Origin of the sequence: endosymbiont of Acanthamoeba sp. UWC8 (assembly GCF_000730245.1) — a bacterium.
Classification (GTDB): domain Bacteria; phylum Pseudomonadota; class Alphaproteobacteria; order Rickettsiales; family Midichloriaceae; genus Jidaibacter.
This window is the reverse complement of sequence record NZ_CP004403.1, coordinates 46,035-71,559: the sequence shown is the minus strand read 5'-3', so window position 1 is coordinate 71,559 and position 25,525 is coordinate 46,035. Positions and strand designations below refer to the sequence as shown.

Annotated in this window: 24 protein-coding genes; 11 read left to right on the top strand and 13 right to left on the bottom strand. The window is 34.8% G+C overall.

All coding sequences use genetic code 11. From position 1 onward, the window contains the following. Nucleotides 1-36: 36 nt before the first annotated feature. A complete protein-coding gene (locus I862_RS00315; RefSeq protein WP_038537615.1) occupies nt 37-1,845 on the top strand; it encodes an ankyrin repeat domain-containing protein in 1,809 nt (602 codons plus the stop codon). Nucleotides 1,846-1,855: 10 nt separating this feature from the next. Here I862_RS00315 and I862_RS00310 read toward each other — a convergent pair whose 3' ends face one another. After that, complete coding sequence (locus tag I862_RS00310; protein ID WP_038537613.1) at nt 1,856-2,728, bottom strand: alpha/beta hydrolase; 873 nt, start codon at nt 2,726-2,728, stop codon at nt 1,856-1,858. Nucleotides 2,729-2,807: 79 nt separating this feature from the next. Continuing rightward, nucleotides 2,808-3,764, bottom strand: a complete 957-nt coding sequence (mdh, locus tag I862_RS00305) for a malate dehydrogenase (RefSeq protein WP_038537610.1) — start codon at nt 3,762-3,764, stop codon at nt 2,808-2,810. Nucleotides 3,765-3,929: 165 nt separating this feature from the next. Here mdh and grpE point away from each other — a divergent pair, with 165 nt between their 5' ends. The 3 genes from grpE (at nt 3,930) to I862_RS00290 (ending at nt 7,031) form a co-directional block, all read left to right on the top strand. Next, nucleotides 3,930-4,523: a nucleotide exchange factor GrpE gene (gene grpE, locus I862_RS00300; RefSeq protein WP_038537607.1), complete on the top strand. Its 594-nt coding sequence runs from the start codon at nt 3,930-3,932 to the stop codon at nt 4,521-4,523. An 88-nt stretch (nt 4,524-4,611) separates the two neighbouring features. Next, nucleotides 4,612-5,199 (top strand): GNAT family N-acetyltransferase, encoded by a 588-nt coding sequence (locus I862_RS00295; RefSeq protein WP_038537604.1) that lies wholly within the window; start codon nt 4,612-4,614, stop codon nt 5,197-5,199. A gap of 128 nt (nt 5,200-5,327) precedes the next feature. Next, entirely contained in the window at nt 5,328-7,031 is a 1,704-nt protein-coding gene (locus I862_RS00290; RefSeq protein ID WP_038537602.1) for a hypothetical protein, read from the top strand. A gap of 150 nt (nt 7,032-7,181) precedes the next feature. Here the strand turns inward: I862_RS00290 and I862_RS00285 are convergent, their stop codons facing one another. Together I862_RS00285 and nuoH are read right to left on the bottom strand one after the other, a co-directional pair. Continuing rightward, a complete protein-coding gene (locus I862_RS00285; protein WP_038537600.1) occupies nt 7,182-7,748 on the bottom strand; it encodes a hypothetical protein in 567 nt (188 codons plus the stop codon). A 370-nt stretch (nt 7,749-8,118) separates the two neighbouring features. Next, entirely contained in the window at nt 8,119-9,123 is a 1,005-nt protein-coding gene (gene nuoH, locus I862_RS00280) for an NADH-quinone oxidoreductase subunit NuoH (protein ID WP_038537597.1), read from the bottom strand. Between the two features lie 202 nt (nt 9,124-9,325). Here nuoH and I862_RS00275 point away from each other — a divergent pair, with 202 nt between their 5' ends. The 3 genes from I862_RS00275 to mltG are packed head-to-tail and all read left to right on the top strand — an operon-like array spanning nt 9,326 to nt 11,861. After that, on the top strand, nt 9,326-9,571 hold the full coding sequence (locus I862_RS00275) for an acyl carrier protein (RefSeq protein ID WP_038537595.1): 246 nt from the start codon (nt 9,326-9,328) through the stop codon (nt 9,569-9,571). 38 nt (nt 9,572-9,609) lie between these two features. Then, nucleotides 9,610-10,872, top strand: coding sequence for a beta-ketoacyl-ACP synthase II (fabF, locus tag I862_RS00270; protein ID WP_038537592.1), 1,263 nt, complete (start codon nt 9,610-9,612; stop codon nt 10,870-10,872). Further along, nucleotides 10,872-11,861 carry an endolytic transglycosylase MltG gene (gene mltG / locus I862_RS00265; protein ID WP_038537589.1) on the top strand — a complete coding sequence of 330 codons (990 nt, stop codon included), beginning with the start codon at nt 10,872-10,874 and terminating at the stop codon, nt 11,859-11,861. Before fabF ends, mltG begins: the two co-directional genes overlap by 1 nt. A 254-nt stretch (nt 11,862-12,115) precedes the next feature. Here mltG and I862_RS00260 read toward each other — a convergent pair whose 3' ends face one another. Then, entirely contained in the window at nt 12,116-12,883 is a 768-nt protein-coding gene (locus tag I862_RS00260) for an ankyrin repeat domain-containing protein (RefSeq protein WP_038537585.1), read from the bottom strand. A 127-nt stretch (nt 12,884-13,010) separates the two neighbouring features. After that, on the bottom strand, nt 13,011-14,855 hold the full coding sequence (mutL, locus tag I862_RS00255; protein WP_038537583.1) for a DNA mismatch repair endonuclease MutL: 1,845 nt from the start codon (nt 14,853-14,855) through the stop codon (nt 13,011-13,013). A gap of 138 nt (nt 14,856-14,993) precedes the next feature. On the opposite strand from mutL, the gene I862_RS00250 reads away from it, so the two are divergent. Beyond that, complete coding sequence (locus I862_RS00250) at nt 14,994-16,304, top strand: UDP-glucose dehydrogenase family protein (RefSeq protein WP_038537581.1); 1,311 nt, start codon at nt 14,994-14,996, stop codon at nt 16,302-16,304. Nucleotides 16,305-16,319: 15 nt separating this feature from the next. Continuing rightward, a complete protein-coding gene (gene mutM, locus I862_RS00245) occupies nt 16,320-17,135 on the top strand; it encodes a bifunctional DNA-formamidopyrimidine glycosylase/DNA-(apurinic or apyrimidinic site) lyase (protein WP_038537578.1) in 816 nt (271 codons plus the stop codon). Here mutM and I862_RS00240 read toward each other — a convergent pair. From I862_RS00240 to rpsT, 5 genes are all read right to left on the bottom strand, one after another. Further along, a complete protein-coding gene (locus I862_RS00240; protein ID WP_052646255.1) occupies nt 17,132-18,667 on the bottom strand; it encodes a DHA2 family efflux MFS transporter permease subunit in 1,536 nt (511 codons plus the stop codon). The two genes, mutM and I862_RS00240, sit on opposite strands and share 4 nt — an antisense overlap. Nucleotides 18,668-18,670: 3 nt before the next feature. Beyond that, nucleotides 18,671-19,690 (bottom strand): HlyD family secretion protein, encoded by a 1,020-nt coding sequence (locus tag I862_RS00235; protein WP_052646254.1) that lies wholly within the window; start codon nt 19,688-19,690, stop codon nt 18,671-18,673. Between the two features lie 88 nt (nt 19,691-19,778). Further along, nucleotides 19,779-20,450, bottom strand: coding sequence for a phosphatase PAP2 family protein (locus tag I862_RS00230; protein ID WP_052646253.1), 672 nt, complete (start codon nt 20,448-20,450; stop codon nt 19,779-19,781). A 2-nt stretch (nt 20,451-20,452) separates the two neighbouring features. Further along, entirely contained in the window at nt 20,453-21,937 is a 1,485-nt protein-coding gene (locus I862_RS00225; protein WP_084173742.1) for an ArnT family glycosyltransferase, read from the bottom strand. Between the two features lie 13 nt (nt 21,938-21,950). After that, a complete protein-coding gene (gene rpsT, locus I862_RS00220; RefSeq protein WP_038537570.1) occupies nt 21,951-22,223 on the bottom strand; it encodes a 30S ribosomal protein S20 in 273 nt (90 codons plus the stop codon). 200 nt (nt 22,224-22,423) lie between these two features. Here rpsT and I862_RS00215 point away from each other — a divergent pair, with 200 nt between their 5' ends. Together I862_RS00215 and I862_RS00210 are read left to right on the top strand one after the other, a co-directional pair. Further along, a complete protein-coding gene (locus tag I862_RS00215; RefSeq protein WP_038537568.1) occupies nt 22,424-23,131 on the top strand; it encodes a VIT1/CCC1 transporter family protein in 708 nt (235 codons plus the stop codon). Between the two features lie 168 nt (nt 23,132-23,299). Then, nucleotides 23,300-24,268: a hypothetical protein gene (locus I862_RS00210; protein WP_038537565.1), complete on the top strand. Its 969-nt coding sequence runs from the start codon at nt 23,300-23,302 to the stop codon at nt 24,266-24,268. Here the strand turns inward: I862_RS00210 and I862_RS00205 are convergent. Further along, nucleotides 24,252-24,761 carry a DNA-3-methyladenine glycosylase gene (locus I862_RS00205; RefSeq protein WP_038537563.1) on the bottom strand — a complete coding sequence of 170 codons (510 nt, stop codon included), beginning with the start codon at nt 24,759-24,761 and terminating at the stop codon, nt 24,252-24,254. The two genes, I862_RS00210 and I862_RS00205, sit on opposite strands and share 17 nt — an antisense overlap. A 49-nt stretch (nt 24,762-24,810) precedes the next feature. After that, the gene (locus I862_RS00200) at nt 24,811-25,515 is read right to left on the bottom strand and encodes a hypothetical protein (RefSeq protein ID WP_038537561.1); all 705 of its coding nucleotides are present in this window, start codon (nt 25,513-25,515) and stop codon (nt 24,811-24,813) included. Nucleotides 25,516-25,525: the final 10 nt, after the last annotated feature.

Here is a 25,525-nt window from a genome sequence, read left to right as displayed (position 1 = left end):
CGTTAATTATATAGATAAAAAATTAAGAGCATCACTATGATTGAAAAAGATATAAGCTTCAATATAGAAAAAAATCTGAAGTCAATTTTATTGGAAAAAATTGAGAAAGCAACCCCTGAACAAATGGAAGAGTTTATCAATAGCACTTCTAAAAACGAGCTGATTGCAGCAATCAAAGAAGATTTGAAATTGATAATAGTAAATTCCGTGAAAAAAGGACATTTACAAATCGTGCAGTTGTGCCTGGATAACAATCAGGGAGAAATTGATTTAAATTATGTTAGTAAAGGTTATTTACAAGATACGTTACTTAATAATGCAGTTATAGGTAATCATATTGAGATAGCGCGGTTACTGATTGCATATGGTGCTGACGTGAATTTAATCGGAGAGAGGGCGATGCCTCCTCTTTTTCAAGCTAATACTAAAGAGATGGTTGAACTCCTAGTTAAAAATGGAGCAAATCTTAATTATGTATATTGCGGGGAGTATCAACAGTCTATACTTAGTCATTTCCTAGAAATGTTGAATTCTGAAAGGAAAGAAATAATAGAATATCTTCTTCAAAGCGGCGCTAAAATTGACGAAGATATTGGCCTTGATACTCTCCTTCATAGAGCGGTGAATAATTTGGAAGATAGTAATTTGGAAGATAAAGATACAATTGATATAATTGAAATATTACTAAGAAATAATGCAGATGTTAATGCAAGGGACGGTCATTCCGGTTACGCACCTCTTCATTATGCGGCAGAAAATCCTTACGGAAAAGAAATGGCTGAAATATTATTAAATTATGGAGCAGATGTTGATATTAAGGATAATAACGGTAGTAGCCCTTTAGATCTAGCATTTGAAAAAGGCAACTATGAATTATTTAAGCTGCTTATATTACACGGAGCTAAAGCTCATTGTAATCCTTCTATTCTTGATGAAACAACGGCGGAACAAAAAGCACTAAAAATAAAATTCATAAAAATGCAAGGGTTTATTACTACAGCAGAAGCTTTATTTGATAAGGATTATGCAGGTTTGGATGAGGACGCACATGATCAAGAAGATTATGAAGAAGAAAAAAAAGAAAATTATAATTCAAATGTTCTACAAATATTAAAATCTTATTTCAAGTTAAAAGGTATACCTTCAGGTTGGGAATATTTTATGAAAGGCTTACCTGTAGCGGATCAATTAAAACCCTGGTTTGATGAGATAAAAAAAGAAGTTGAACAAACTATGCAGGAACTTAATGAACTTATATCCCCGTTCATTGCCGGGATGCTTCACAGTAGATTCCCGATTAATTTCCCTACTCCTTGCCCGACTTCAATGTTTGATTGTGATCTTGCAAGAAATGGAAGGCAAGATAATAAGAGGAAGTTTGAATTCACTTTAAAATCTTATAGGGAGCTACCTCAATATTTACAACCTGGGAAATTTCCGACCGATTTAGAAAAAGAGGACAATTTTAAAAATTTTATCCATCAGATTATTTTAAGCAATCAACCTTTAAACATGATGATTCAAAATCTGGAAAGAATTTTAATTACTAATATTTTTTATAAGCAAGATCGCGATAATCTTATAAGCGTTTTAAATGCTTTTAAAAACCCCCAGCCATATTTTGTTGATGCTATTCGAGAACTTAATGAAACGATTAAAGAAAACGCCTCCATGAGTTCACAACAACGGGACGAGCAAATTGAAAAAAGAAAACTTGAAGAAGTTGCAAGAGACCATAGCCAAAATATTAAAAGGTTTTTTCCAATTGCTAAACGAGTCAAAACTTCAGAATTCGTAGATAGAATAAAAGCAGAAAGAGACAAAGGTAAAGAAAAAGAGATATAAAAATAATAATCTACTCTAGTAAAAACTTAACGATTTCCCTTAAAGCGGATAAACCTTTTGGGGAGACCCCTGCAAAGTTAATAAACCCGTGGAAAGTTTTGGCATAATGTTTATGAATGACCGAATAACTATTTTTTTGTAAGGCTTTAATATAGTCTCCTGCTCCGATAAATAGTGGGTCAAACTCTGCGGTGATTATGAGAGTTTCCGTATTGCTTAAGTCTAAGTCTGAAATATTAGGGCACATAAGCGGTGATTTTAGGTCTTCAGGAGTGTTAGTATATAGGCTTAACTGGTAATCTAATATCTTACTACCTAACTTCCCTACCCACCATCTTTTACTTTCCCGTGCTCGCTTTATTCCCTCTTCACTTGCATCAAGCACCGGGTAAATTAGTACTTGTTTTATCGGGAGCGGCTGCTTTTTATCCTGTAAGTAATTTAAAACTACGCAGGTTAAGTTACCTCCTGCACTATCACCGCCGATCATTATCTTGCTAATATCGCCTCCTATAGCTTCAATATTATTAATCACCCAATTATAACCCTCTAATGCATCATAAGCCGCTTGAGGGAATTTGTGCTCGGGAGCTTTTCTATATTCGACTCCCACCACTATAAAACCCGTATGATAGCATAAATACTTAAGCATAGGGCCATAAGCTTTTAGGCTCCCTATAGTCCACCCGCCGCCGTGATAATATATAAATACCGGTAAAGCTTTACCTGATTTATTTGCGGTAGGCTTATAAATTTTTAACTTAAAACCTTTAGATAAACGTACTTCTTTAATATCTACTCCGGATTTCATTCTAGGGCCTATAACCGCTCCTCGGGAGTCAAATAAGTTACGTAAAACTTTGTTGATTATTCTTTTTATCATATTGTTTACATTTAAAAAGCCGGCTTTAAATTGAACTAAACCGGCTTACGAGATTCTATATTATTAAAATCATCTTACTTTAATTTGGCAAAGCATCAAGTGCATCGACTAAACTTTTTACCGCACCGACGGAACTATCGAACTTATCTTTTTCTTCACCGTCTAATTGGATTTCGACAATTTTTTCGACTCCTTTACTGCCAATTACGACAGGCACGCCGACATATAAACTTTTAACGCCATACTCTCCGTTTAAATAAGCTGCGCAAGGCAGTATTCTTTTCCTGTCTCTTAAATAAGATTCCGCCATTTCAATTGCCGAAGTAGCCGGTGCATAAAATGCAGATCCGGTTTGTAATAGCTTCACAATCTCAGCACCACCTTCTCTAGTACGCTGAACGATTTGGTCAACTTTTTCTTTAGAAACCCAGCCCATTTTAATAATATCCGGAAGAGGAATACCTGCAATGGTAGTATATCTTACGAGCGGTACCATGCTATCACCATGTCCGCCTAAAACGAAGGCGCTGACATCTTCAACCGATACACCGAGTTCTCTTGCAATAAACAATCTGAATCTTGCGGAATCAAGAACACCTGCCATCCCTACCACTTTATTATGCGGCAATCCGCTTGCTTTTTGAAATGCATAAACCATAACATCGAGCGGGTTAGTCACCACAATAACAAAGGCATTCGGGCAATGCTTCTTAACGCCTTCTCCGGCCATCTTCATTACACTGTTATTAATACCTAAAAGATCATCTCTACTCATGCCGGGTTTCCTGGCTATACCTGCGGTAATTATGACTACATCCGCACCTTCAATATCTTTATAATCCGAAGTGCCGGTTATAGAACAATCATAACCTTCCACCGGTGTGCTTTGTTCAAGATCAAGTGCCTTGCCGCAAGCAAAATCTGCTGTTTTATCAAGGATTACTACATCCCCGAGATTTCTAAGTGCAGCAAGATGTGCTAGTGTTCCACCTATGTTACCACCCCCTATAAGCGCAATTTTATGTCTTTTTGACATTATAATACCCTCCGAATTTATTTTTTAAGTTATTAATAACCCCATTAATTTAATAATACTAGAAAAGTATAATATAAATCAATTATATTAAGAGCTTTGATCTTGAAAATTTTTAATATACGCACTAAATTCATTGCATAAAATTAATAAAACTTTAGGAACAATATGCCAATTATACATGATGAAAATAATACCGGTGAATTAAATAAAATCCCTGAAAATACCGAGATTCAAGCTCAGGAGCAAAGTAAAAACCAAGAAGAAACCTTGGTAGAAAACAGCTTAATGGAAATTAGCAAAAAACTGGAAGAAGAAATTAAATCTTTAAAAGAACTAATTCTAAGGGAAAAGGCAGAAAACCAGAATTTACGTAAAAGGCACGAAAAAGAACTCGAAGATAATCATAAATATGCAATCTCCAACTTTGCCAGAGACCTAATTGAAGTGCAGGAAAATATGCATAGAGCTATTGATAATATTCCGCAAAATGAAATAGAAGCCAATTCAACTCTTAAAGCCTTATTAGAAGGAGTTGAGCTAACTAAAAACTCTCTGGCTAGTGTTTTTGAAAAATACGGTATAATAAGAATCTATCCGTTAGAACAACTGTTTGACCATAATTTCCACCAGGCGATCGTACAGGTTCCCGATGCTCAAAAACCTGAAGGGAGTATTGTTCAAGTCATTCAGGCAGGATATATTATTAAAGACAGATTACTTCGCCCGGCATTAGTAGCTGTAGCAAAATCGTCCTCTTAGTTTACTAAAAATGTAACTTGAATAAAAGTTTACTTAGTTGTATTTAAATTTAAATATATGTTTTTTAAAATTGCTAAGGGAAAAGGCTTTGTCAGATACTTTTAATTACCACCGTTTTTTTAATAAGTTTCCGGTTATAGAGCTCGGTACAATTAAGCTCAGAGATTTAATGCTTTCGGATAAGGAAAGATATTTTAAAATGATGTCAGAGCCTGAAGTTGTTAAGTATCTTTCCGATGAAGATGTTCCCAATAGCTTGGAGCAAACTGAACAGGAAATAAAATTTTGGGGTGGTTTATTTTATAGAAAGCAAAGTGTATTTTGGACAATTTCAGATACTTCAACTGATGAATTTTTAGGTACTATCGGTTTCAATACATGGAATTTTAGTAATCGCAGAGCTGAAATCAGCTATGATTTAATGAAGGAATATTGGAACCGAGGCATTATGACTAAAGCATTAACTAATGCTATTATATTCGGTTTTAAAAATATGAATCTTCATCGAATTGAAGCGCGCACCATGCTTGGCAACATTCCTTCACAGCGTTTACTCGAAAAAGTAGGCTTTAAACGCGAAGGCACTATGCGTGGGTATAGAATTATAAGAGGCGAACCAATTGATGTATATATTTACTCGATCACTGCAAATGATTTCGCCGGCTTTTTAGCTTAACTTTACTTATCCCAAATTGTTAGAATTTTATAAACTTTATAAATTTATTGCTTTAAAAAAGCCTTATTAACCTTTTGTTAATAATTTAGCGCCATAATTAAATTATAATTAAATCATAAAATAATTTTATGAAGAGCAATCCCGGCAACATTTTTACAAATATGATAAATACTTCAAAAATTCTTGATCCTGTGCTGGCAGCAGATTTAGATCAAATACTTATATCATTTTTTGAAAACCGCGGAATTGAGAATGTAGGATTGTTAGTAGAAACAAATCCTGAGTTAACTCAAAAAATAGTTAGAAACTTACTGAGTGCAGCCGCTTTTAATGCAAATAGTTTTACGGGTAAGGATATCGGACTTATCAATGGACAACTAAATAACGGCAAATTTTCTATTTCAGCACTCTTAGAAGGCATTAAAGACGGCAAGTTACAACCGGGTGATATCCCGGATCCTATTAAAGCAGGTAATTACAGAAAAGATGATTATATAAAGGCTTTAATCGGAATTGAGCTGCTGCGCTATGAGCTGGAACTAGCGGAAAATGCTGATATTCCTGCACAGGAAAAATCCGAGTTAATTAAAAGTTTTAATGAGCACATTACCGGCAAACTATCAGAGTTGGATGCCTCATTGAAAGAAATAGAAAATAAAGAAATAAAACTGCAATATATCGATACTATTAAAAGAAACGTTTTAGTAACGGATGCTCAAGCTGAGGAAGTATTTCTTAATCAACAAAAAAATGGAATATCGGGCGATACCTTAAACAAAGAGTATAAAAGAAGAGGTCTTAAGACTCATTATAAAATAATCGAAGAGAAACTTGAACAGGAGTTAAGCGGTTTAAATGCTGAAGAGAAGAGAAGCAAAGCTATAGACTCAATATTAAACTTAGCATACCTAAACGGTGAAGTAGCAAGTTCACTCATTTCCTCAATAAAAGAGGAACAGGATATCACCCCTAAACACATAGTTGAATTATTAGTTAAGCGAGAAATAAAACCGAGGATAGAAGGGTTACCTGAAAAATATACCGCTCCTCTAATCAGTGAAATGAGAAGTGAATCTATTAACAAAATGATTGATAATATTCAAAAATTTAGCTCTCTGGAGGATATAAAATATGTAGAAAATAATAAATATAGTAACAATATATTGCACAGAGCCGTTTATGCTTTAAACAAAGGAGGAGAAGCTTTCCGCGCTGAATTTGGAGATGTTAGACTTCAATATCTTTTAGATAAAAATAATGATAAAATTAACAGTTTTAATTCTGAACAGCAGACACCTTTAAGCCTTTGTGCTAACCAGGAAATCAGAAAAGTATTAGTAATGAACGGTGCAAAAGTAGAGCATGCCCAAAACTTAAATACCGCCGAACACGGAGAGGATAAAAGCGAACTGATTAATATCAGCAAAAAGTTCGACGAATTAGCCGGTAACGTGAAATTATCCATAACCAAACTTTTTCAAAAATATAAAAATTCAAAAGAGAATTTTGCCGACGCAATAGTCGATAGGGTTAAAAAAACCTTCGAGCACGATAAGGAACTTGGCAAAGAGGATGAACAAAATATAAGAGTTAAGGCCTATGATCTTCATGATAACCTCGCAAGCAAAAATAATGCTATTAATAAAATGGGTATAGTGGATAAGTTTGTAGATTTCCTCAAAAAGTTCATGGGTAATGATAAATTCACCACCTTTGCAAAGGAAGCTTCCGAAGAGCTGGGCAAAACAATTAAAGGCCATTTCACCAAAAATTTTCTTGAGAAAAGTGCGGAAGCTGACTTAAACAACGTTGCTAAGTTAGGTAGGCGATAAAAAAATTAGCTCACATTTTTAGAATAGTTTTTAACGAATAATCACCTTCTTCATTACTATATTAACATAAGCAATATATATTAGCTCAATAAAAGTTTAAAACTATATAAAGAGCTATACTTTAGAAAGTTGCAACCTTATAAGCTTAATTTAAAGTCCTTGTTTTAAGCTTGCTTCAGCTTCTCTGGAACTGGTTATAGTCTCTGTATATTTCGGAGGAATGCTTTTTTCAAGTGAATTAATAGTTCTTTTTATATTAAGATTAGCAAGGAATATTGCTTTTGAATTTTCTTGATAACTTTGCTCTGATTCACATAACCTTTTAGCTTTTGCAGAAGATTCTTTTAATTCATTAAATACTTCAATAATACTTTTTACATCTTTATCAGATAATGCCTCAGGAGTAGTTGAAGTTAGCTTTAGAATATTGAAAAGAATTTCTTCCGGTAACTTTGTTGCCTCACTAAATGCATTAATAGGATCACTACTGACTAGCATAAAATTTATAGTATTTTTAAGAACTTGCCGAAGGCCTGAATTTGCTAATTCTGCATCCCTTTTTAAATTATACTTACGATTATAACTAATACTACCATCTTTTTCAATACTACCATCTAAAAGACCCCTAAAATTAAACGTAGTAACATGTACTAATCTTATTGGCTTTTCACTATCTAAAAAGTTACAACTTCCCAACAAACTATTTCCTTCTTTCATAAATATCTCTCATGCTTTTAAAAATATTATTATACATAATATTTATTATAAAATAAAGATACAATTAACTAAAATAAAACAATATTAATCATTATTAATTTATAAAAATATCTTTAATTTACGTATTCTGGCAAAGAACATAAAATAATTATAGTTATAAAATAGAATACCAGCAGATATCTTAATCATGAGATTACTTAAGCTTTCATTATATTTTAACGTATTCTGGTAAATCATTAGAAAGGTATTCGAACTATGTATCTGATAAGGTTATTTGTATTTATGTGTTTTTTATAATCCCCTTCTAAAAAAAAGAACCTTGATTAGTTATCAGTGAACAAAACAACCTCTTTACCTTATACAAAGTATATTAAGCAGGCTTATACCCCGTATAAACCACAATTGAAGCAATAAGCACCACCCAAATAAGGCTAAGCGGGAGGAATACTTTCCAGCCTAATCTCATCAATTGATCATACCTATATCTTGGCAGCGCAGCCCTAACCCAAATAAAGACAAATAAGCAAAACATTATCTTTAAACAAAACCAAATAATCCCGGGAACAAACCCGAGGAAGGTGATGCCAAACGGCGGTAGCCACCCTCCCATAAATAAAATTACCGTAATTGCACTCATTAGAATCATGTTAGCATATTCCCCAAGGAAAAACATGGCAAAACCCATAGAAGAATATTCAACATTATATCCTGCAACCAATTCCGCTTCTGCTTCCGGTAAATCAAACGGATGCCTGTTAGTTTCTGCTAAAATTGAGACGAAAAATATAACCATCATAGGCAGCAGCAATAACTCTAAATAAAGCGGCATACTTTGCTGAGCCAGCACTATTTCCCTTAAATTTAAAGACTGAGTCACAAGTAAAACACTAACTATAATTAGCCCGATGGAAACTTCATAAGAAACCATTTGAGCGGCTGACCTTATCGCACCTAAAAAGGCATACTTGGAATTACTCGCCCACCCGGCGATAATAACCCCGTAAACTCCAAGTGAGGAGATTGCAAGAAGGTATAATACCCCGACATTAATATCAGCTATCACAAATTCACTGCCGACCGGGATCACCGCCCAGCCGAGCATAGCAAGGGAGAAGGTAATCATCGGCGCAAGCATAAATAAAACCCGATCAGAGTTCTTTGGCAAAATAGGTTCTTTAAACATTAACTTCAATGCATCAGCAAGCGGCTGTAATAAACCGAAAGGCCCCACCACACTAGGGCCCACTCTAAGTTGCATAGAGGCAATCACCTTTCTTTCCGCATAGGTGAGGTAAGCAACACAAACAATAAGCGGCACAACCACGATTAAAATTTTGGTGAGAATACCAACGACCAACATTAAGTTTTCAAACATACAACTTTATATAAAAAATAATTAGCTTATATAATTTACTACAATAACTTCATGAATTGCGCAATTTATATATAACATTGCTGCCTTAAAAATAAGTAAAATTATGCTTGATAAACTCAGTTTTAAATTTTAACTTTGCAACTTGAGTAATAATATGATATTAAAGCGCTCAAGCTATTTTTGAAACTAAAGAGGAGAAATTATGAGCGACGTCGAAAGCCGCGTTATTAAATTAGTTGCCGAGCATTTAGATGTTGATGCGTCTAAAGTGAAGCCGGATGCAAGGTTTAGCGATGACCTCGGAGCAGATAGCCTGGACACCGTTGAACTGGTTATGGCATTTGAAGAAGAGTTCAATATCGAAATACCTGACAATGCAGCGGAAAAAATTATTAAAGTTGAAGATGCGGTTAGTTTTATAAAATCACAAATTGATAAAGCTTCTTAAACTAAAAAACTAAGTTTAACTTTTCTTAGCAGCATTTTATGAGACGTATTGTTATCACGGGAATCGGTTTAGTTACACCTTTAGGTGCTGACGCAAAAAGCTCATGGGAAAATTTAATCCAGAGTAAATCCGGAGTTAAAAAAATTCCTCTTGAGCTATTTGACACATCTGACCTCAATACCCGGATTGCCGGCCTGGTTCCCGGTAAAGATGAGCAATGCGGATTAGATCTAGAAAAATATATTCCTTTAAAAGAAACTCGTAAGATGGATAAATTCATTCATTATGCAATTGCCGCAGCAACACAAGCTGTTGATGATTCAGGATGGGTTCCCTCAACTGAGGAAGAAATGACGCAAACCGGTGTTTTAATAGGCTCCGGTATCGGAGGGTTGGCGGTTATTGAGGAAACAGCTAATATTTTAGCTGAAAAAGGCGCACGCAGAGTCAGCCCCTTTTTCATTCCCGCTTCCCTTATAAACCTGGCCTCAGGTCATATTTCAATTAAATACAGCTTTAAAGGGCCTAATCATGCCGTAGTTACGGCATGCTCAACAGGTGCGCATGCGATCGGGGATGCAGCAAGGATGATCGCTCTTGGTGATGCTGATGTAATGGTTGCCGGCGGAAGCGAGGCTGCAGTTTGCAGACTTGGTATTGCAGGCTTTAATGCTTGTAAAGCACTTTCAACTAATTTCAATGATACTCCTGAAAAAGCTTCCAGACCTTGGGATGAAGCCCGAGACGGCTTTGTTATGGGTGAGGGTGCAGGTGTTGTGGTACTTGAAGAATATGAGCACGCTAAAAAGCGAGGCGCAAAGATTTATGCCGAAGTGGTCGGTTATGGCTTAAGTGGTGATGCATATCATATGACCGCTCCGGCGCCTGACGGCAACGGCGGTTTAAGATCCATGCAAATGGCCTTAAAGAAGGCTAAAGTTAACCCGGAAGAAGTGGGATACATAAATGCTCACGGCACTTCTACTCCGCTTGGAGATATAATTGAGTTAAATGCGGTTAAGACATTGTTTAAAGATCATGCTTATAAGCTGATGATGTCATCAACTAAATCCTCAATCGGACATTTACTTGGGGCAGCAGGAAGCGTTGAAGCAATTTTTTCAATACTTAGCATGCAGCATGGGATAATCCCGCCTACCTTGAATCTTGATAATCCATCAGCAGGTTGTGATATTGATTTAGTTGCCCATACGGCAAAAGAAAAGAAAATTGAGGTTGCGCTTTCAAACTCGTTCGGTTTTGGTGGAACAAATGCCAGCTTATTATTTAAAAAAGTTTAATGCTCTCTAAGTTAAAGAAATTTTTTATTATATATCTTATATTTAAACTATTACTTATTGTAGCAGTGGTTTATTCTTATCACGATACGTTTTATAAAACACATGTATATCAAGAAAAAATTGTCATAATTCCTAAGAACTATTCAATCAATCAAATTGCTGATTTACTTCATAAAAAAGAAGTAATTAAAAGCCAATTCTTATTCATCCTACTTTCCAAAGCACATTCATTTAAAAAACAATATTTACAATCGGGAGAATATAAGTTTGAAGCTGGGATGAAGATGATTGAAGTAATTCATAAGCTGACAAGAGGAGAGGTAATTATTCATAAAGTTACCGTTCCCGAAGGACTAACTAATTCCCAAGTATTTAAAATATTAGATAACAGCTATGGCTTAAGAGGCAGCATAAATAAAGAGAAATATAAAGAAGGCTATTTACTCCCGGAAACTTATTCATATACATACGGTACTCCTAAAGACTCAATCTTGGCCAGAATGCATGCGGATATGGAGAAGCATTTAAATTTATTTATTGCGACCGCGGTGTTACCCGTTCCTTTGAAGGATGTTAACGAGCTTTTAGCTCTAGCTTCCATTGTTGAAAAGGAAAGCAGTATAAATGCTGAAAAGCCTCTGGTTGCAGGCGTTTACCTTAATCGTTTAAGAATAAATATGCCGCTTCAGGCCGACCCAACCGTAATTTACGGCATGACCGGCGGGGTTGAGCCCTTTCCTAAACGTCTTAATTATAAGGATCTGGAAAGCGATTCATTATATAATACTTACAAAGTAAAAGGGCTTCCACCTACCCCGATTGCAAACCCGGGGCTTAGGTCAATTGCTGCCGTGCTGCACCCAGCTAATACCAAGGATTTGTTTTTTGTGGCCGACGGGCTCGGCGGCCATAAATTCTCCGAAACTTATAAAGAGCATTTAACGAACGTTAAAAATTTTCGCACATTTACCGGCAAAAAGCCTGAATAAAAAAAGTCGGCAATAAAACAAATTCCGACTTTTTATTAAAAATTAAGTATAGTGTAGTAAGTTGAATATTCAACATACATCGAGCATAGTTAAACTATAAAAAATTAAACTGAGTTTGCGAATAAATGACATAGTCATTTATTCGAGCACGCGCCATAAATGGCCGCTAGGCGCGTGCTTTTTACTATTTTTATTATCTGATTCTCCAGTTGTAAGCTAATTGTCTACACTATACAAAAACAGCATATATAACTCTATAGAGCCTTTTCTTTACCTTTGCACTCACTTTCCTTAGATATTCTTTCGGAATGTTTACCAACCGGAGGTTTATCTTGGGATTTGAAAAATTTTGTAATATCTTGGCTGTGTTTTTTAGCAGAATCTGCAAGTCGCCTTTTTTCAATCTGCTCATCACGTTGTTTAGAATCTAACTCTTCACAACATTCTTCATTTTTTGCTCTTTTACTAGGAGTGCTTTCTTCTTTCTTATCAAAACCTTCAAAGTCTTCTCTATCACGTTTATTGGAAGTTTGCTCTTTTTGCATCCATGAAAGTAAAAGTTCCGTTATGCCTTCATCTTTTGAATAATTAATCGGGATTCTCCCCTTATAATTTTTTAAATATGGATTTGCACCTTCTTCAAGTAACAACTTAACACAATCAAAACTACCGTAGATAACCTCATTGTGAAGTAGAGGGTATCCCTCATTTGCCCCATACTCATAATTAATATCAATATAATTTACGGATTTATTAGCTTCTAAGCATAGTTTTAATATCCTATAATTTCCATGTGTATGTACAACATAACATAAAATATCCTCAATATGTAATAATTTAATAATAATATTATCAGGAAGTAAATCTAAATCTTTACGAAAATATGGAATTTTTATGCCTCTAAAATGATTAAAATGATTTTTTACAAAATTTTCAATATCGCTAGCAGTTCCTGTTTCCAATATAACATTTAATTCTTTTGATAATTTATTTAAATCGTTATTCTGAGTATCATTTTTCATAATATTAAATAATTAGTTATTTTGATACATTATAGTCACTTAAATATAATTATTGAAGCAAAAAAATATTAAAATTATATTTGTGGATATTTAAGGCTAATATTGAAATTTTTCGCGAAACTTATAATTAAGTTCTCTCGAACATATTATGAAGTTCTTTTAGGGTCAATTTCCTGAAAGTTGGCCTACCGTGATTACATTGCGAGGAGAACGGTGTGTTTTCCATTTCCCTTAAAATTGCGTTCATTTCCTCAACGGATAGCTTTCTCCCTGCCCTTATACTCGAATGACAGGCAATATTGCCGCATATCTCATCAAGCTTTTCATCGAGATTGGTAATTGTATTATATTCCGAAATATTATCAGCCAGGTCAAAGATAAAGCTTCTTATATCAAGCTTACCAAGCAAATACGGCACTTCCCTGACTAAAATCTGAGATAACCCGTTTCTTTCAATCACAATACCGAATTTTCTTAAGTTAAAGGAAAATTCTAAAATCTTTTCAGCCATAGCCGCCCCAACCTCAACTACTTCCGGAACGAGTAACGGCTGGGTTTTTACTTTATTTTCCTGCATTGCCTTTTTCATCTTTTCCAGCACCAATCTCTCATGTGCTGCATGTTGATCAACTATAATAAACCCGTCCTTACTTTCCGAAATAATAAAGGTATTATTGATTTGGCATTTAGCAAAACCTAAGGGAAAGGAATCAGTATTTGTTTCTTCTATTTTTTCTTTCGGCTCATTCTCCATAACCTTAACGCTTACAGACCTAAAGCTATCAGTTATCGAATCATGTATTTGCGAAGTACTAACCTCACTATTAAAATTATTGCTAAAAGTTTTAGCCTGAGGTTTTTCATCCACAAATCGATTAATATTAAGCGAAGACTGAACTATCGGCCTTGGCGGTATGAAATTAATCCTGGAATGATATAGTTTAGGCGGATTTATTTCACCACTTGCTTGAGGAGCGCTTGCCTGTGCAATTGCCTTTCTTATCTCGGAGATTATGATACCGCGGATAAAATTTTCATCCTTAAAGCGCACCTCTGCTTTAGTCGGGTGCACGTTAACATCAACCTCATAGGGATCAATTTCTAAAAATAGGGCAATCATAGGATACCTATCATGAGGTATCAGCCCATTATAAGCTGCTTTTACGGCTCCTATAAAAAATTTATCCTTAATTATTCTTCTATTTACGTAGGTTAAATAATTTACCGAAGTCTTTCTGCTATAGGTGGGAAGTGAAGTGTATCCTTTAAATGATAAATAATCCCGGCTAAAACTTACTTTTACTGAATTTTTTAAAAAGTCTGCACCGAGTATATCCCCTACCCTGGTATCCTCTCCGCTTAGGTCGGTTTGATTCGGTTTATAATTTAATATTACTCTTCCGTCTGAAATAAACTTAAAAGAAATATGGCAATGGCAAAGCGCAAATCGATTTATCAAATCAGTACATACGCTAATTTCCGAACTTTCGGATTTTAAAAACTTAAGCCGATTGGGCGTAAAATAAAATAAATCTCTAACTTCTACTACTGTGCCCTGTTTTAAACCTGCCGGAGTTAAATTTTGTACTTCACCGCCTAAAACTTCAATTTGCCATGCCTCATCTTTTGTTATATGCCGGCTGGCAATTTTCATTCTGCTAACTGAAGCAATTGAGGGTAAAGCTTCTCCTCTAAAACCATGAAAATTTATATTACAAATATCATCTTCACTTAGCTTTGAGGTTGCATGGCGCTCAATAGCAAGTAAAAGATCATCCTTAGTAATCCCTTCCCCGTCATCAGTAATTATAATTAAGTTCCTCCCTCCCCGTTCAATCTCAATAACAATATTTTTTGCACCGGCATCTATCGAGTTTTCTACCAACTCCTTAATCACTGAAAGAGGTCTTTCAATAACTTCACCCGCTGCTATTCTATTAATTGTCTTTTCGGTTAGTCTTTTAATTTTCATGCAGATTATTTTTTATAAGTAGTTTACATCTTTTACATCCGTAATTATAGAGAATAAATGGTTTTAAATCATTCTAAAATTGCTAATAAAATAAAAATCTATTAATCTGCAAAAATAATTTTATATTGAATATTTTATATGAAAGTTACGGTTATAGGCACAGGTTATGTCGGGTTGGTTGCAGGCACATGTTTTGCTAACTTTGGTATTGAAGTCAATTGCATTGATAATGATGTTACTAAAATTAATGCACTCAAAGAAGGTGTAATCCCGATTTACGAACCGGGTTTAGAAGAGCTGGTAATCAAAAATTACAAGAATGGTCACTTGCATTTTTCAACTGATAAATCATTACTTGATAAAGCGGATGTTTTAGTAATAGCAGTCGGGACTCCTGCCGCTAAAGACGGCAATGCTAATATGACTTACTTGGATTCGGTGTTGGAAGATATAGCAAAATACGTAAACCATGATAAGTATATCATTATAAAATCAACCGTTCCGGTCGGCACCGCAAATAGAGTTAAAAAAACGCTGGAAGAAAAGAGGCAGGATTTAAAATTTAGTATTATTTCCAATCCTGAATTCCTCCGTGAAGGTTCGGCAGTAAACGATTTCTTTTATCCTGATAGGATAGTAATCGGCACCATGGACGAGGAATCAAAAGAAATCGCCCGAAAACTTTATGCTCCCGTTATAGTAAATGATACCCATATTGAGTTTACCGATAACAGCACCGCTGAAATTATTAAATATGCCGCGAACGCATTCCTTGCCATGAAGGTAGCATTTATTAATGAAATTTCCGATATAGCCGAGCAGTTTGGCGGAAATATTGAAGATATTTCAAACGGGATAGGCTCAGATAAAAGGATCGGTAAGCATTTCTTAAAACCCGGGCCGGGATATGGCGGCTCATGCTTCCCCAAAGATACGCTTGCTCTTGCAAAAGCAGCAAATGATGCTTCTATCCCAAGTTTAATTATTAATGCGGTCATCGATTCAAACGATAGACGAAAAGCAAAGATGGCAAGTAAAGTGATATCCGCCTTAAACGGCGATATTAACGGCAAGACTATTGCAATTTTGGGTCTGACTTTTAAAGCTGAAACTGATGATATGCGTGATAGCGCAAGTATAGATATTATAAACACGCTTAAAAATAAAGGCGCCGTAATTAAGGCATATGACCCTAAAGGTATGGAAGAAGCTAAGAAGATATTCGGCAATAGTATCGAATATTGTGATGACATATTTACCGCAGCAAATAATGCGGAAGCGCTTTGCATAATTACCGAGTGGGCTGAGTTTAAAACCCTTGATCTTCAGCAGTTACAGAAATGCATGCAACAGCCAATAATAATTGATTTGAGGAATATTTATTCAAGAGAAGAAATGAGTAACTCAGGGTTCACTTATATATCTTTAGGAAGAGCAAAAGTTAATTAAATTACGGGGTTTAAAATGCCTGAATTACCTGAGGTTGAAACTGTAAAAAACTCTCTTTATCCTATAATTGGTAAGAAAATTTTAAGCATTAATACCTCAGGTAAAAAGTTTAGAATTGCTCCTCCCGCAAACTTTAGCAATTTACTTTTAAATAAGAGAATTACGGATCTCGCCAGAAGGTCAAAATATATATTAATCCACCTTGAGGACAATAATATATTAGTAATCCATTTAGGAATGTCCGGTAAAATTCTTTTAAATACTGAGCCCAAAAGTAATAAACATAATCACCTGGAAATTGACTTAACTGGGGATAGTAAGTTAATTTTTAATGATGCAAGAAGATTCGGCCTTTATACAGTAATACCGGAGTCGGAAATCAATACTCATAATCTATTTAAAAACCTTGGGGTAGAACCCTTAACCCCCGCCCTTAACCAAGATTATTTACATGAAATATTTAAAAACAGATCTGCTCCGATCAAGCCTTTGCTTATGGATGCCTCGTTAATTGTGGGGGTCGGTAATATTTATGCAGCGGAAAGCTTATTTAGGTCTCAGATTTCCCCTCTCCGCGCAGCTAAATCATTAAACAAGGAAGAAATTACCACTCTTTGTGAAATGATTAAAGTAGTTTTATTGGAAGCTATAGAATCCGGCGGCTCCACTTTAAGGGACTATGTCAGGTCAAGCGGTGATATCGGTTATTTTCAGCATAAATTTAAGGTTTACGGAAGAGTAGGCCAAGAATGTTACATATGTGAAGAAGTAATTTTAAATAATAAAATGGCCGGCAGGTCAACGTTTTACTGCCCGAATTGTCAATTTTAATCTGCGATTGCGATTATATCCGCTTTCTTCTCAATTTCGGTTTTTTTCAGTAAAAGCACAAGAGGCAGAGAGGCTGCACAAATATACATTAAGAATGTAAAATCGTTAATGTATGCAATTGACTGTGCTTGCCTGGTAATCTCATTATTTAGGCTCGCCAGTCCCTTTACGGTGTTAATATCCCACGCGCTTGGGGATAAAGAAGAATGAAGAAGGTGATTAAACGGTGTTATGCTTTCTGAAATGACGGCATGCATCATTTGAGTTTTTTCAGCTAGAATATTGGTTGATATTGAGATACCTATACTGCTTCCGATATTTCTCATTAAGCTGTAAAGTGAGGCCGCTTCCGTCCTTTGAGTCGGATTTATGGTCGAAAAGGCAATAGTGCTTAAGGGAACAAATACAAACCCGAACCCAAATCCTTGAATTAAGCCGCTTTCAACTAAAAGCAATATATTAACGTCCAGCGAGAAATTTATCATTTGCCATAGTGAAAATAAAATTAAAACTAACCCGAATGTAATAAGCATTCGTGTATCAATCCTAGTAATTAAATGCCCGACTATAATCATTGCTACCATAGTCCCTACCCCTCTCGGAGCAAGTACTAATCCTGTAGTTAATACGGGATAACCTTTTAAGCTTTGCAGAAAAGGTGTGAGTAGCGATAATGAAGCGTATAAAATTATACCTATTATTGAAACCATGATTACGCTTGCTACAAAGTTTCTATCAAGAAACAGGCCGGGAGTTATAAAAGGTGTTTTTGAGTTAAACAGATGTATGATAAAAAAATAAAATGCAAAACATGCGATTGCAGTTTCAATAACAATTTCAGTTGAAGAAAACCAACCTTTCATCTCCCCCCTATCCAGCATTAATTGCAGTGCTCCGACAGCTATACTGACAAGTAAAAACCCGGCAATATTAAATTTTTGATTAGTCGATTTTGCTTCATCAGCAACTGAAACAATAACTCCAAGCAAGGCTAAAATACCAAAGGGTAAATTTATAAAAAATACCCAGCGCCAACTATAATATTCAGTCAGATACCCCCCAAGCGTAGGCCCTAGTATAGGCCCGATCATAATGCCGAAACCCCACATCGCCATAGCAACTCCGTGCTTTTCTTTAGGGTAACTATCAAGTAAAATTGCTTGAGAAAGGGGAACTAGTGCCGCACCGAACACTCCTTGCAACATCCTGAATAAAACCATTTCAGTTAAGGATAAAGCAGTCCCACATAACATGGAAGAAACCGTGAACCCGATTATTGACCATATAAAATATTTCTTTCTACCTAACTTATTACTTAATATACCGGTGGGCAAAGTCATTATTGCCGCAGCAACGATATAAGAAGTTAAAACCCAGGTAATCTGATCCTGAGTCGCGGATAATGTACTTTGCATATAAGGCAGGGCAACGTTTGCAATTGTTGTATCCAAAGTCTGCATTATAGCTGCAAGCATTACTGAAATCGTTACTAATGTCTGATTGGAGAAGAGTGTTTGTATCCCTACTCTCATCTCTTATTCCGCCGAAGATCTAGTATTAATCTCAATTACTGCACTCATACCCGCACGTAGAGGTAAAGTGCTATCAGGCTGTTCAATTGATACTCTAACCGGAATTCTCTGCACTATCTTTACCCAGTTTCCGGTCGCATTTTGTGGAGGAAGGATGCTAAATTCAGCGCCACTTGCCGCACCCACGCTTTCAACCACACCTTCTACTTTCAAATTAGGAAAACTATCAATCATTACTTTAGTTTTTTGTCCTGCTTTAACATTTGTTAAATCAGTCTCTTTTAAATTCGCTTCAACCCAAATATTATCCAAAAGTACGATGCTAAAGAGGGATGAGCCGGTTGCTACATAGTCTCCGACACTTAGTGTGCTAACTTGACTTATTATGCCGTTATTAGGAGCTCTTAATACTGTGCGTTTTAAATTTAGTTCCGCCTGATCAACGCTTGCTTTAGCTTCAATGTATTTGGGATGCTTTTCAACTGAAATTAGAGGATCACCTGATAAATTAATTATTAATTGTCTCTTTTCTTGCTCAAGTATGGCAATCTGCTGCTTGGTTCCATTGAGTTTATTGGCGGCCGCATCTACTTGAGCTTCAGTTCCGGCGCGCTTCTTTGCAAGTTCTGATGCTCTATAAAATTCACGCTGCGCATAATCTTTATTCATTGCTGCAAGCTTTAAGCTTTCAGTATTTTCAAGATACTGCGCTTTTAATACTTCTATACCGTTTATGGTACTATTAAGGTTAGCTTTAGCCTGATTTAAAGCAATATGATATGGCTCATCATCAATAGTTATTAAAACTCTCCCTTTTTCAACTCTTTCATTTTCTTTAACCGCTATGTTTACTACTTTCCCGTTTACTTCAGGGCTGATATATATTTTCCCTGCTTTTATATAAGCGTTATCAGTTCCGACGTATCCGGCCTCTTTTAGGTAATAAACACCTACTAGAATTACTAAAATAATAGGAATTACATAGCTGATAATTAATTTTTTATTCTTACTAAATTCTTTCACTAAAGGGATGAAACTATTATTTTCTATCTACTAAATAGTATACTTAAGCATTTATTAATAAAAAGTTAACAGTGTATAAAATAAATTTTTATGTTGAAGTTGTAGTTTCTTCCTTAGGTAAAATAAGTAAAGCTAAAACATACGCGGTTATATATACAAAAAACCCCGAAAATATAACATCACTTAAAAAATGGGCGCCTTGAATAATTCTCCCTAAACCAAATATAGAACCTAAACTAATTGCTAAAACATTATACATCATCCGTTTTCTACCCTTATTAATAAAGGCAAAAGCAAAAAAGACAAACCCTATTGAAGCATGCCCGGAAACGAAGGAGCAATTAGTGTTACATTGATTAGCAATAACAAATGCAGGGGTAAACTTTGCTGTTCCGCCGAAATTCTCAACTTGGATCGGTCTTGCCCTGCCGAAGTTTTCTTTAAATACCATATTTACTACTATTCCGGGGCCTGTAATACATACTAACATTACATAAATAATTTTTATATAATGTTTCGGGTTTACTGATTTTACCTTTAAAAGTTTTCTAGTCCCCAAAATTACTGCTCCCGTAATAAAGATACCTACAATTAACGGCACAACTTTATGGGTAAATTTTGCAAACAAACTTTCTTTTAAATAGAACCCGTGCAAATGATCATAAAAATAGCCTGAAACTGCTAAATCTATATTTCCGTTTCTATAAAACACTACAGCTAAAATAGTAAATATAGTTAAAAATATAATTTTATTTAACATCATTAGTACCCTTTAAATTTTTTTAAATAAAAGATTTGGTATTTAGGGTGAGAATGAGCAGTAGATTTATTAAGCACCTCGATAAACTTTACCTCTTCTGCATATTTTCTTAAATATTTTTCATCACTTCGCCTTCTTTCTTCATCAGAATATTGAAACACTACTAACATATCTTGACCGATAAATTTATTTGCATCGGTAGTTAATGCATAATAATCCGAGATGCGTTTGGTAGGATTCCACTTCACAATTTCTACCTTGCTTTGCTTAGTATAATAATTTATTAATGATAAATCCTTTCTCGTATCTACTGCAATTATAGCAATATCATAATTTCCTTTAATTCTTAATATATTTCTTCCCAGCTCTTCTCCGCCCCTTAAGCGCTTGTAAATATCATATTTAGGCGCTATTTCCATACCAAGTTTTTGGCATAAGGGCTGATAAAACATTATACCCAAGCCGATAACAAGGTGTAGCACTATACTGAATTTTATTAAATTTAATTTATTTAAATCTTTTGCCGTTAATACTACTAAAACGGAAGAGGTTATATAAATCGGAGCCGCCCAATTTGCATGCGCCCTGGAAATGAAGGCGATAATTAACATAAAAAATAGAATCGGGATAGAGAAGAAGCACAGTATATTGTAGTTTTTATTGAGCTTACCTCTCCACCAAAGATATGCGGAAACATTAAGGAAACTGAAAGTAATTATGCCGAATACACCGAACTGTGCAAAGAAAAATTCAGCTAACTTTTTAAAACTAAATTTACTACTCGGATCCCCTTGCACTAAATCAGCAGTATGCATAAAACTTACAAACATGTTGTTAATGTTCCAGAGTAAATTCGGGCTAAAAATTATAAGAGCCGATATTAAAGCCGCTATAAAATTTTTGGAGTAAACAAATCTAAAAGATTTGCTTATGTAAAACATATATAAAAATACAGACAGCAAAAAGAAAAGCATATTATATTTTGCCAGCATTCCTAAGCCTGATGCTACCCCGCATAAAATCCAATAGATAAATTTATTACTATTTAATGCGCTAAGGAAAAAGTAAAACGAAAGCGCCCATAATAACATCAAAACCGGATCAGTCGACATTATAAAAGAAGAGACGAATATAGCAGGTGTCGTGATGTATACACAACCCGACAGAAAGGCTACTTTATTGCCGAAATTTTTACCGATCAGATAAACTATGAACCCGGTAATAAAATGAAGAAGGGGAGAAAAAATCCTGACTGCAAATTCGCAGTTACCAAATAACTTAGTAGAAGAAGCAATTAACCATGCAACAAGGGGAGGTTTAGAATAATAACCGAAAGCCGGGTGCTGAGCCCAAACCCAATACTGGGCTTCATCAGCATAAAGTTCAAGGTTATTCACTTTAATTGCAAATAACCTTAAAACTAATAAAACCGTCGAGAGAATTATAAAAGCAAGTTGAGAATTAATTTTTAAACTGTTCCTCAACAACTTTTAACACTCATTAAGCAGCTTGTGACATTGATTTAACTCTTTTAGTAAGCTTACTTACTTTTCTAGCTGCGGTATTTAGCTTTAAAACACCTTTTGTAACACTTTTCATAATTTCTGATTCAGCATTTCTTAAAGCCAGCTCAGCTTCTTTAGAATCATTTGATGTAATAAGATTTTCAACTTTTGTTATGAAAGTTTTGATTCTGCTAAGCACGGATTTATTTCTAGCTCTATTGTCTAATGATGTTAAATGAGCTTTTTTTGCAGACTTATGATTTGCCATTTAATTAATATCTCAAAAATTTGAATTACTTTAAAGTAGCTTTTTACATAAAACGATGATTAAAGTCAAGCACAACCTTACCAAGCTAAATCTTTATACAAAACTTATTTATTAAAAAAACTTTAATCATAGTTACTTATTGACAAATGCTTATAATTTTCTAACCTTCAGCGTTTAAAGGTTTAATAACTATAAGTAATATGCTGCAATCAAATAGTGAATTTCATCAGGAACATCATTCTAAGTCTTCGGTCTATCTTCAGGATTTTGTATTAGGTATGGCAGATGGTCTTACCGTCCCTTTTGCGCTTGTTGCAGGCTTAAGCGGCGCCGTAGATTGCTCGAATATTATTGTTATTGCCGGGGTTTCCGAGATTGCCGCCGGAACGATAGCAATGGGTATGGGAGGATATTTGGCAGCAAAAACTCAAAGAGAACATTATGAGACTGAGCTTGCCAGAGAAACTAAAGAAATTGAAGAAGTTCCGGAAATAGAGGCGAAGGAAGTGGAAGCAATTTTAGAAGATTTCGGAATTACTGAGTTTGAGAGCAAAAAACTTATTGTGGACTCTTTAAAAAAGGATCCGAAAAAATGGCGCGATTTTATGATGCGTTTTGAATTAAATTTGGAGAAACCTGATAAAAACAGAGAGGTAGTAAGCCCGTTTATAATAGGTTCCGCTTATGCAATAGGAGGATTTGTTCCGTTATCACCTTATATATTTACAAGTAATATTGAAAAGGCATTAAGTATTTCGGTAATTGCAACAACAATAGCACTATTAGGATTCGGAGCTTTTAAAGGTGCGTGTACCGGAGTATCCGTACTTAAATCAGCACTACATACTTGTTTCATAGGCGGCATTGCAGCAGCTGCAGCTTATTCAATTGCAAAACTGGTTGCTTAAACTTTCTCTCGTTTAACTGAAATAAATTCTTATCAAGCTTCCTATTGACAACATGTCCTAACATGGGGCAAACTTGCTCAAATGAATTTGAGCAAAAAATATTTTAATTGCAAAAAATAAATAATTTTTAAATAAAATAAAAATTATCAACAGATATTATAAGATATAATGGAAAACAATCCAAATACAGATGATATATATAATGCAACTACCGGTAGCATAATACAAGATGCAATATTAGAAATATATTTCGATACCCCCGAATATGATAATATTTTAAATTGCCATAAAACCGTTACCTCCTCTAATATTAATCAGTATTTAGATATTTTTTCCAATGATACTCCCTCATTAACCGAACAACTAAATTCACATCTTAGTGAAGAGTATATAAGAAGCTTTTTTCCAAGCTATGAATCTTTAAATACTTTAGGGTCAATAACTCTTTTCACCGTCAGTGTTTATTCTAATCCATATTTAACTTCAAATTTAATATTTATAAAAATGTTAGAAGATTTATTAGAACTAAACAGTAAAGACATAATAGATTATTTCAGATTTGAAGCTAATAACATAATTGCATTTAAGCGTTTTATTACAAACACACGCTTATCAGCCGGAGCGGCAATCTTAGGTATGAATATATCCCCTATAACCGGCAAAAAATTCGGAGCCGGGATTTCTGCCGCAGCGATTGATTCGGTTGATAATATTCTTGAACTTCTTAAACTTCATATTTTTCCCGATGCTTTCATCCCGCATGAGCAAATGGATATATTTTCAAGCGGGCTATACTTCCAATTAAAAAAATCTACTGAGGAATTTGCTAAACCGGTTTGTGAGGCAATTTTAAGAGATGATGAAAAATGGTTAATGCCTACGAATAACATATTTTTAGACAATATGATTGAAGAGTATGCCGTGGTTGGAACCTCAAAAATTATAGGAACTGAAATAGCTGACTTTTTTGATCTTATTGATACAAAAAAAGAAACTGATATTCATTCATTTATTTCTTTGGAAGTTTTAACTAAATCCTGGCTTAATATATATAATAAAGGCGGCAATCCTTATTTCAGCGCAATTCCGCTCGTTATGAAACAAATGCAAAAATTCTTATTCAGAGATTTGCGATAAATCGCCAAGGTTTATCTTTTGCTTTAGAGATACCTATTCTCGGAGTAGATTGTATTTCATATTTTAAGTCGGAACCTAAGAAATAAATTCGGTCGTTTCCTACTATATCTAAAGTATTATAAGTTTTATCAATTGACAGATCTTTACAAAGTTTACCCGGGCCGTTTAAGAGCTTCTGCTCAGCTCCCGTGATGTCTAATGCTCCTCGAATTAAGACGGCCGCAGCAATACCCTCTTCTTCAGTCACCACATTCATGCAGTAATACATGCCGTATATAAAATATATATATAAGCATCCAGCTTTGCCGAACATCACCTCAGTTCGCTTAGTTTTTCCCCTTGCCGCATGACATGCCTCATCATCTCGGCCAACGTATGCTTCCGTTTCGGTAATAATTAGCTTTCTATCATTAAATATAAAATATTTTCCTATCAGTTCTTCAGCAACCAGTAAAGTCGGGCGCTCAAAAAACTTGAGATCAAGCTTGTGCATATGAAAAATTTAAAAATATTACCACCTATTATTTTTTTACATTATTTAATTAAAAATTTAAACCTAATTGGTTATCATTTCGAACGTTCTCTCTTGCAACCCAAGAAGTATTTTTTTCTTTCGAAGTCAAAACCTCCGGCTCATTATCTTTTGCGGTAGCTTGCTTTACAAGCTCTTCGCCAAGCTTAACCGCTTCATCCAGATATGCTGGGTCAGGATTATATTCGGCAGGAACTAATACTGTTTTGATATTGTTATACTTAGCTATTTCAATATTATTTATGCTATCATCAATTAACATAACAAGTTGATAATCATTAACCTTGAAATGACCCATTGCTTTTCTGATATGCCCGTTTTTACCAAACTTAGACATATAATCTTGTGTTTCCGGCAACCAAGCTTCAACATGAATTTTACTAAGCTGTTCTTTTGATAATCCCAAAAACTTTAGAACGGGAATTATCAAGGATTTATATTCAGTAAAAGAAGTTATTGCAATATTATGCCCCTGCTCAAAAAAGAGATTTAAAGTTTCCCGTAATTTTTCTCTATTTTTAAACACCTCATCAGGCTTTCGTTCTTTTAGTTCCTCCAGGTAATCCGCTTCAATACATTCACTAAAATTACTTAGTTGCTTATGTTTAATTTGATTATGAGAATGCTCGTTTAATATTGTTTGATCAAAATCAAAGCATACTAAAGTCGATTTCCTTTTTGCCGGGTGCTCATATAATACTCTAGCTTCTCTCATTACCTACTCC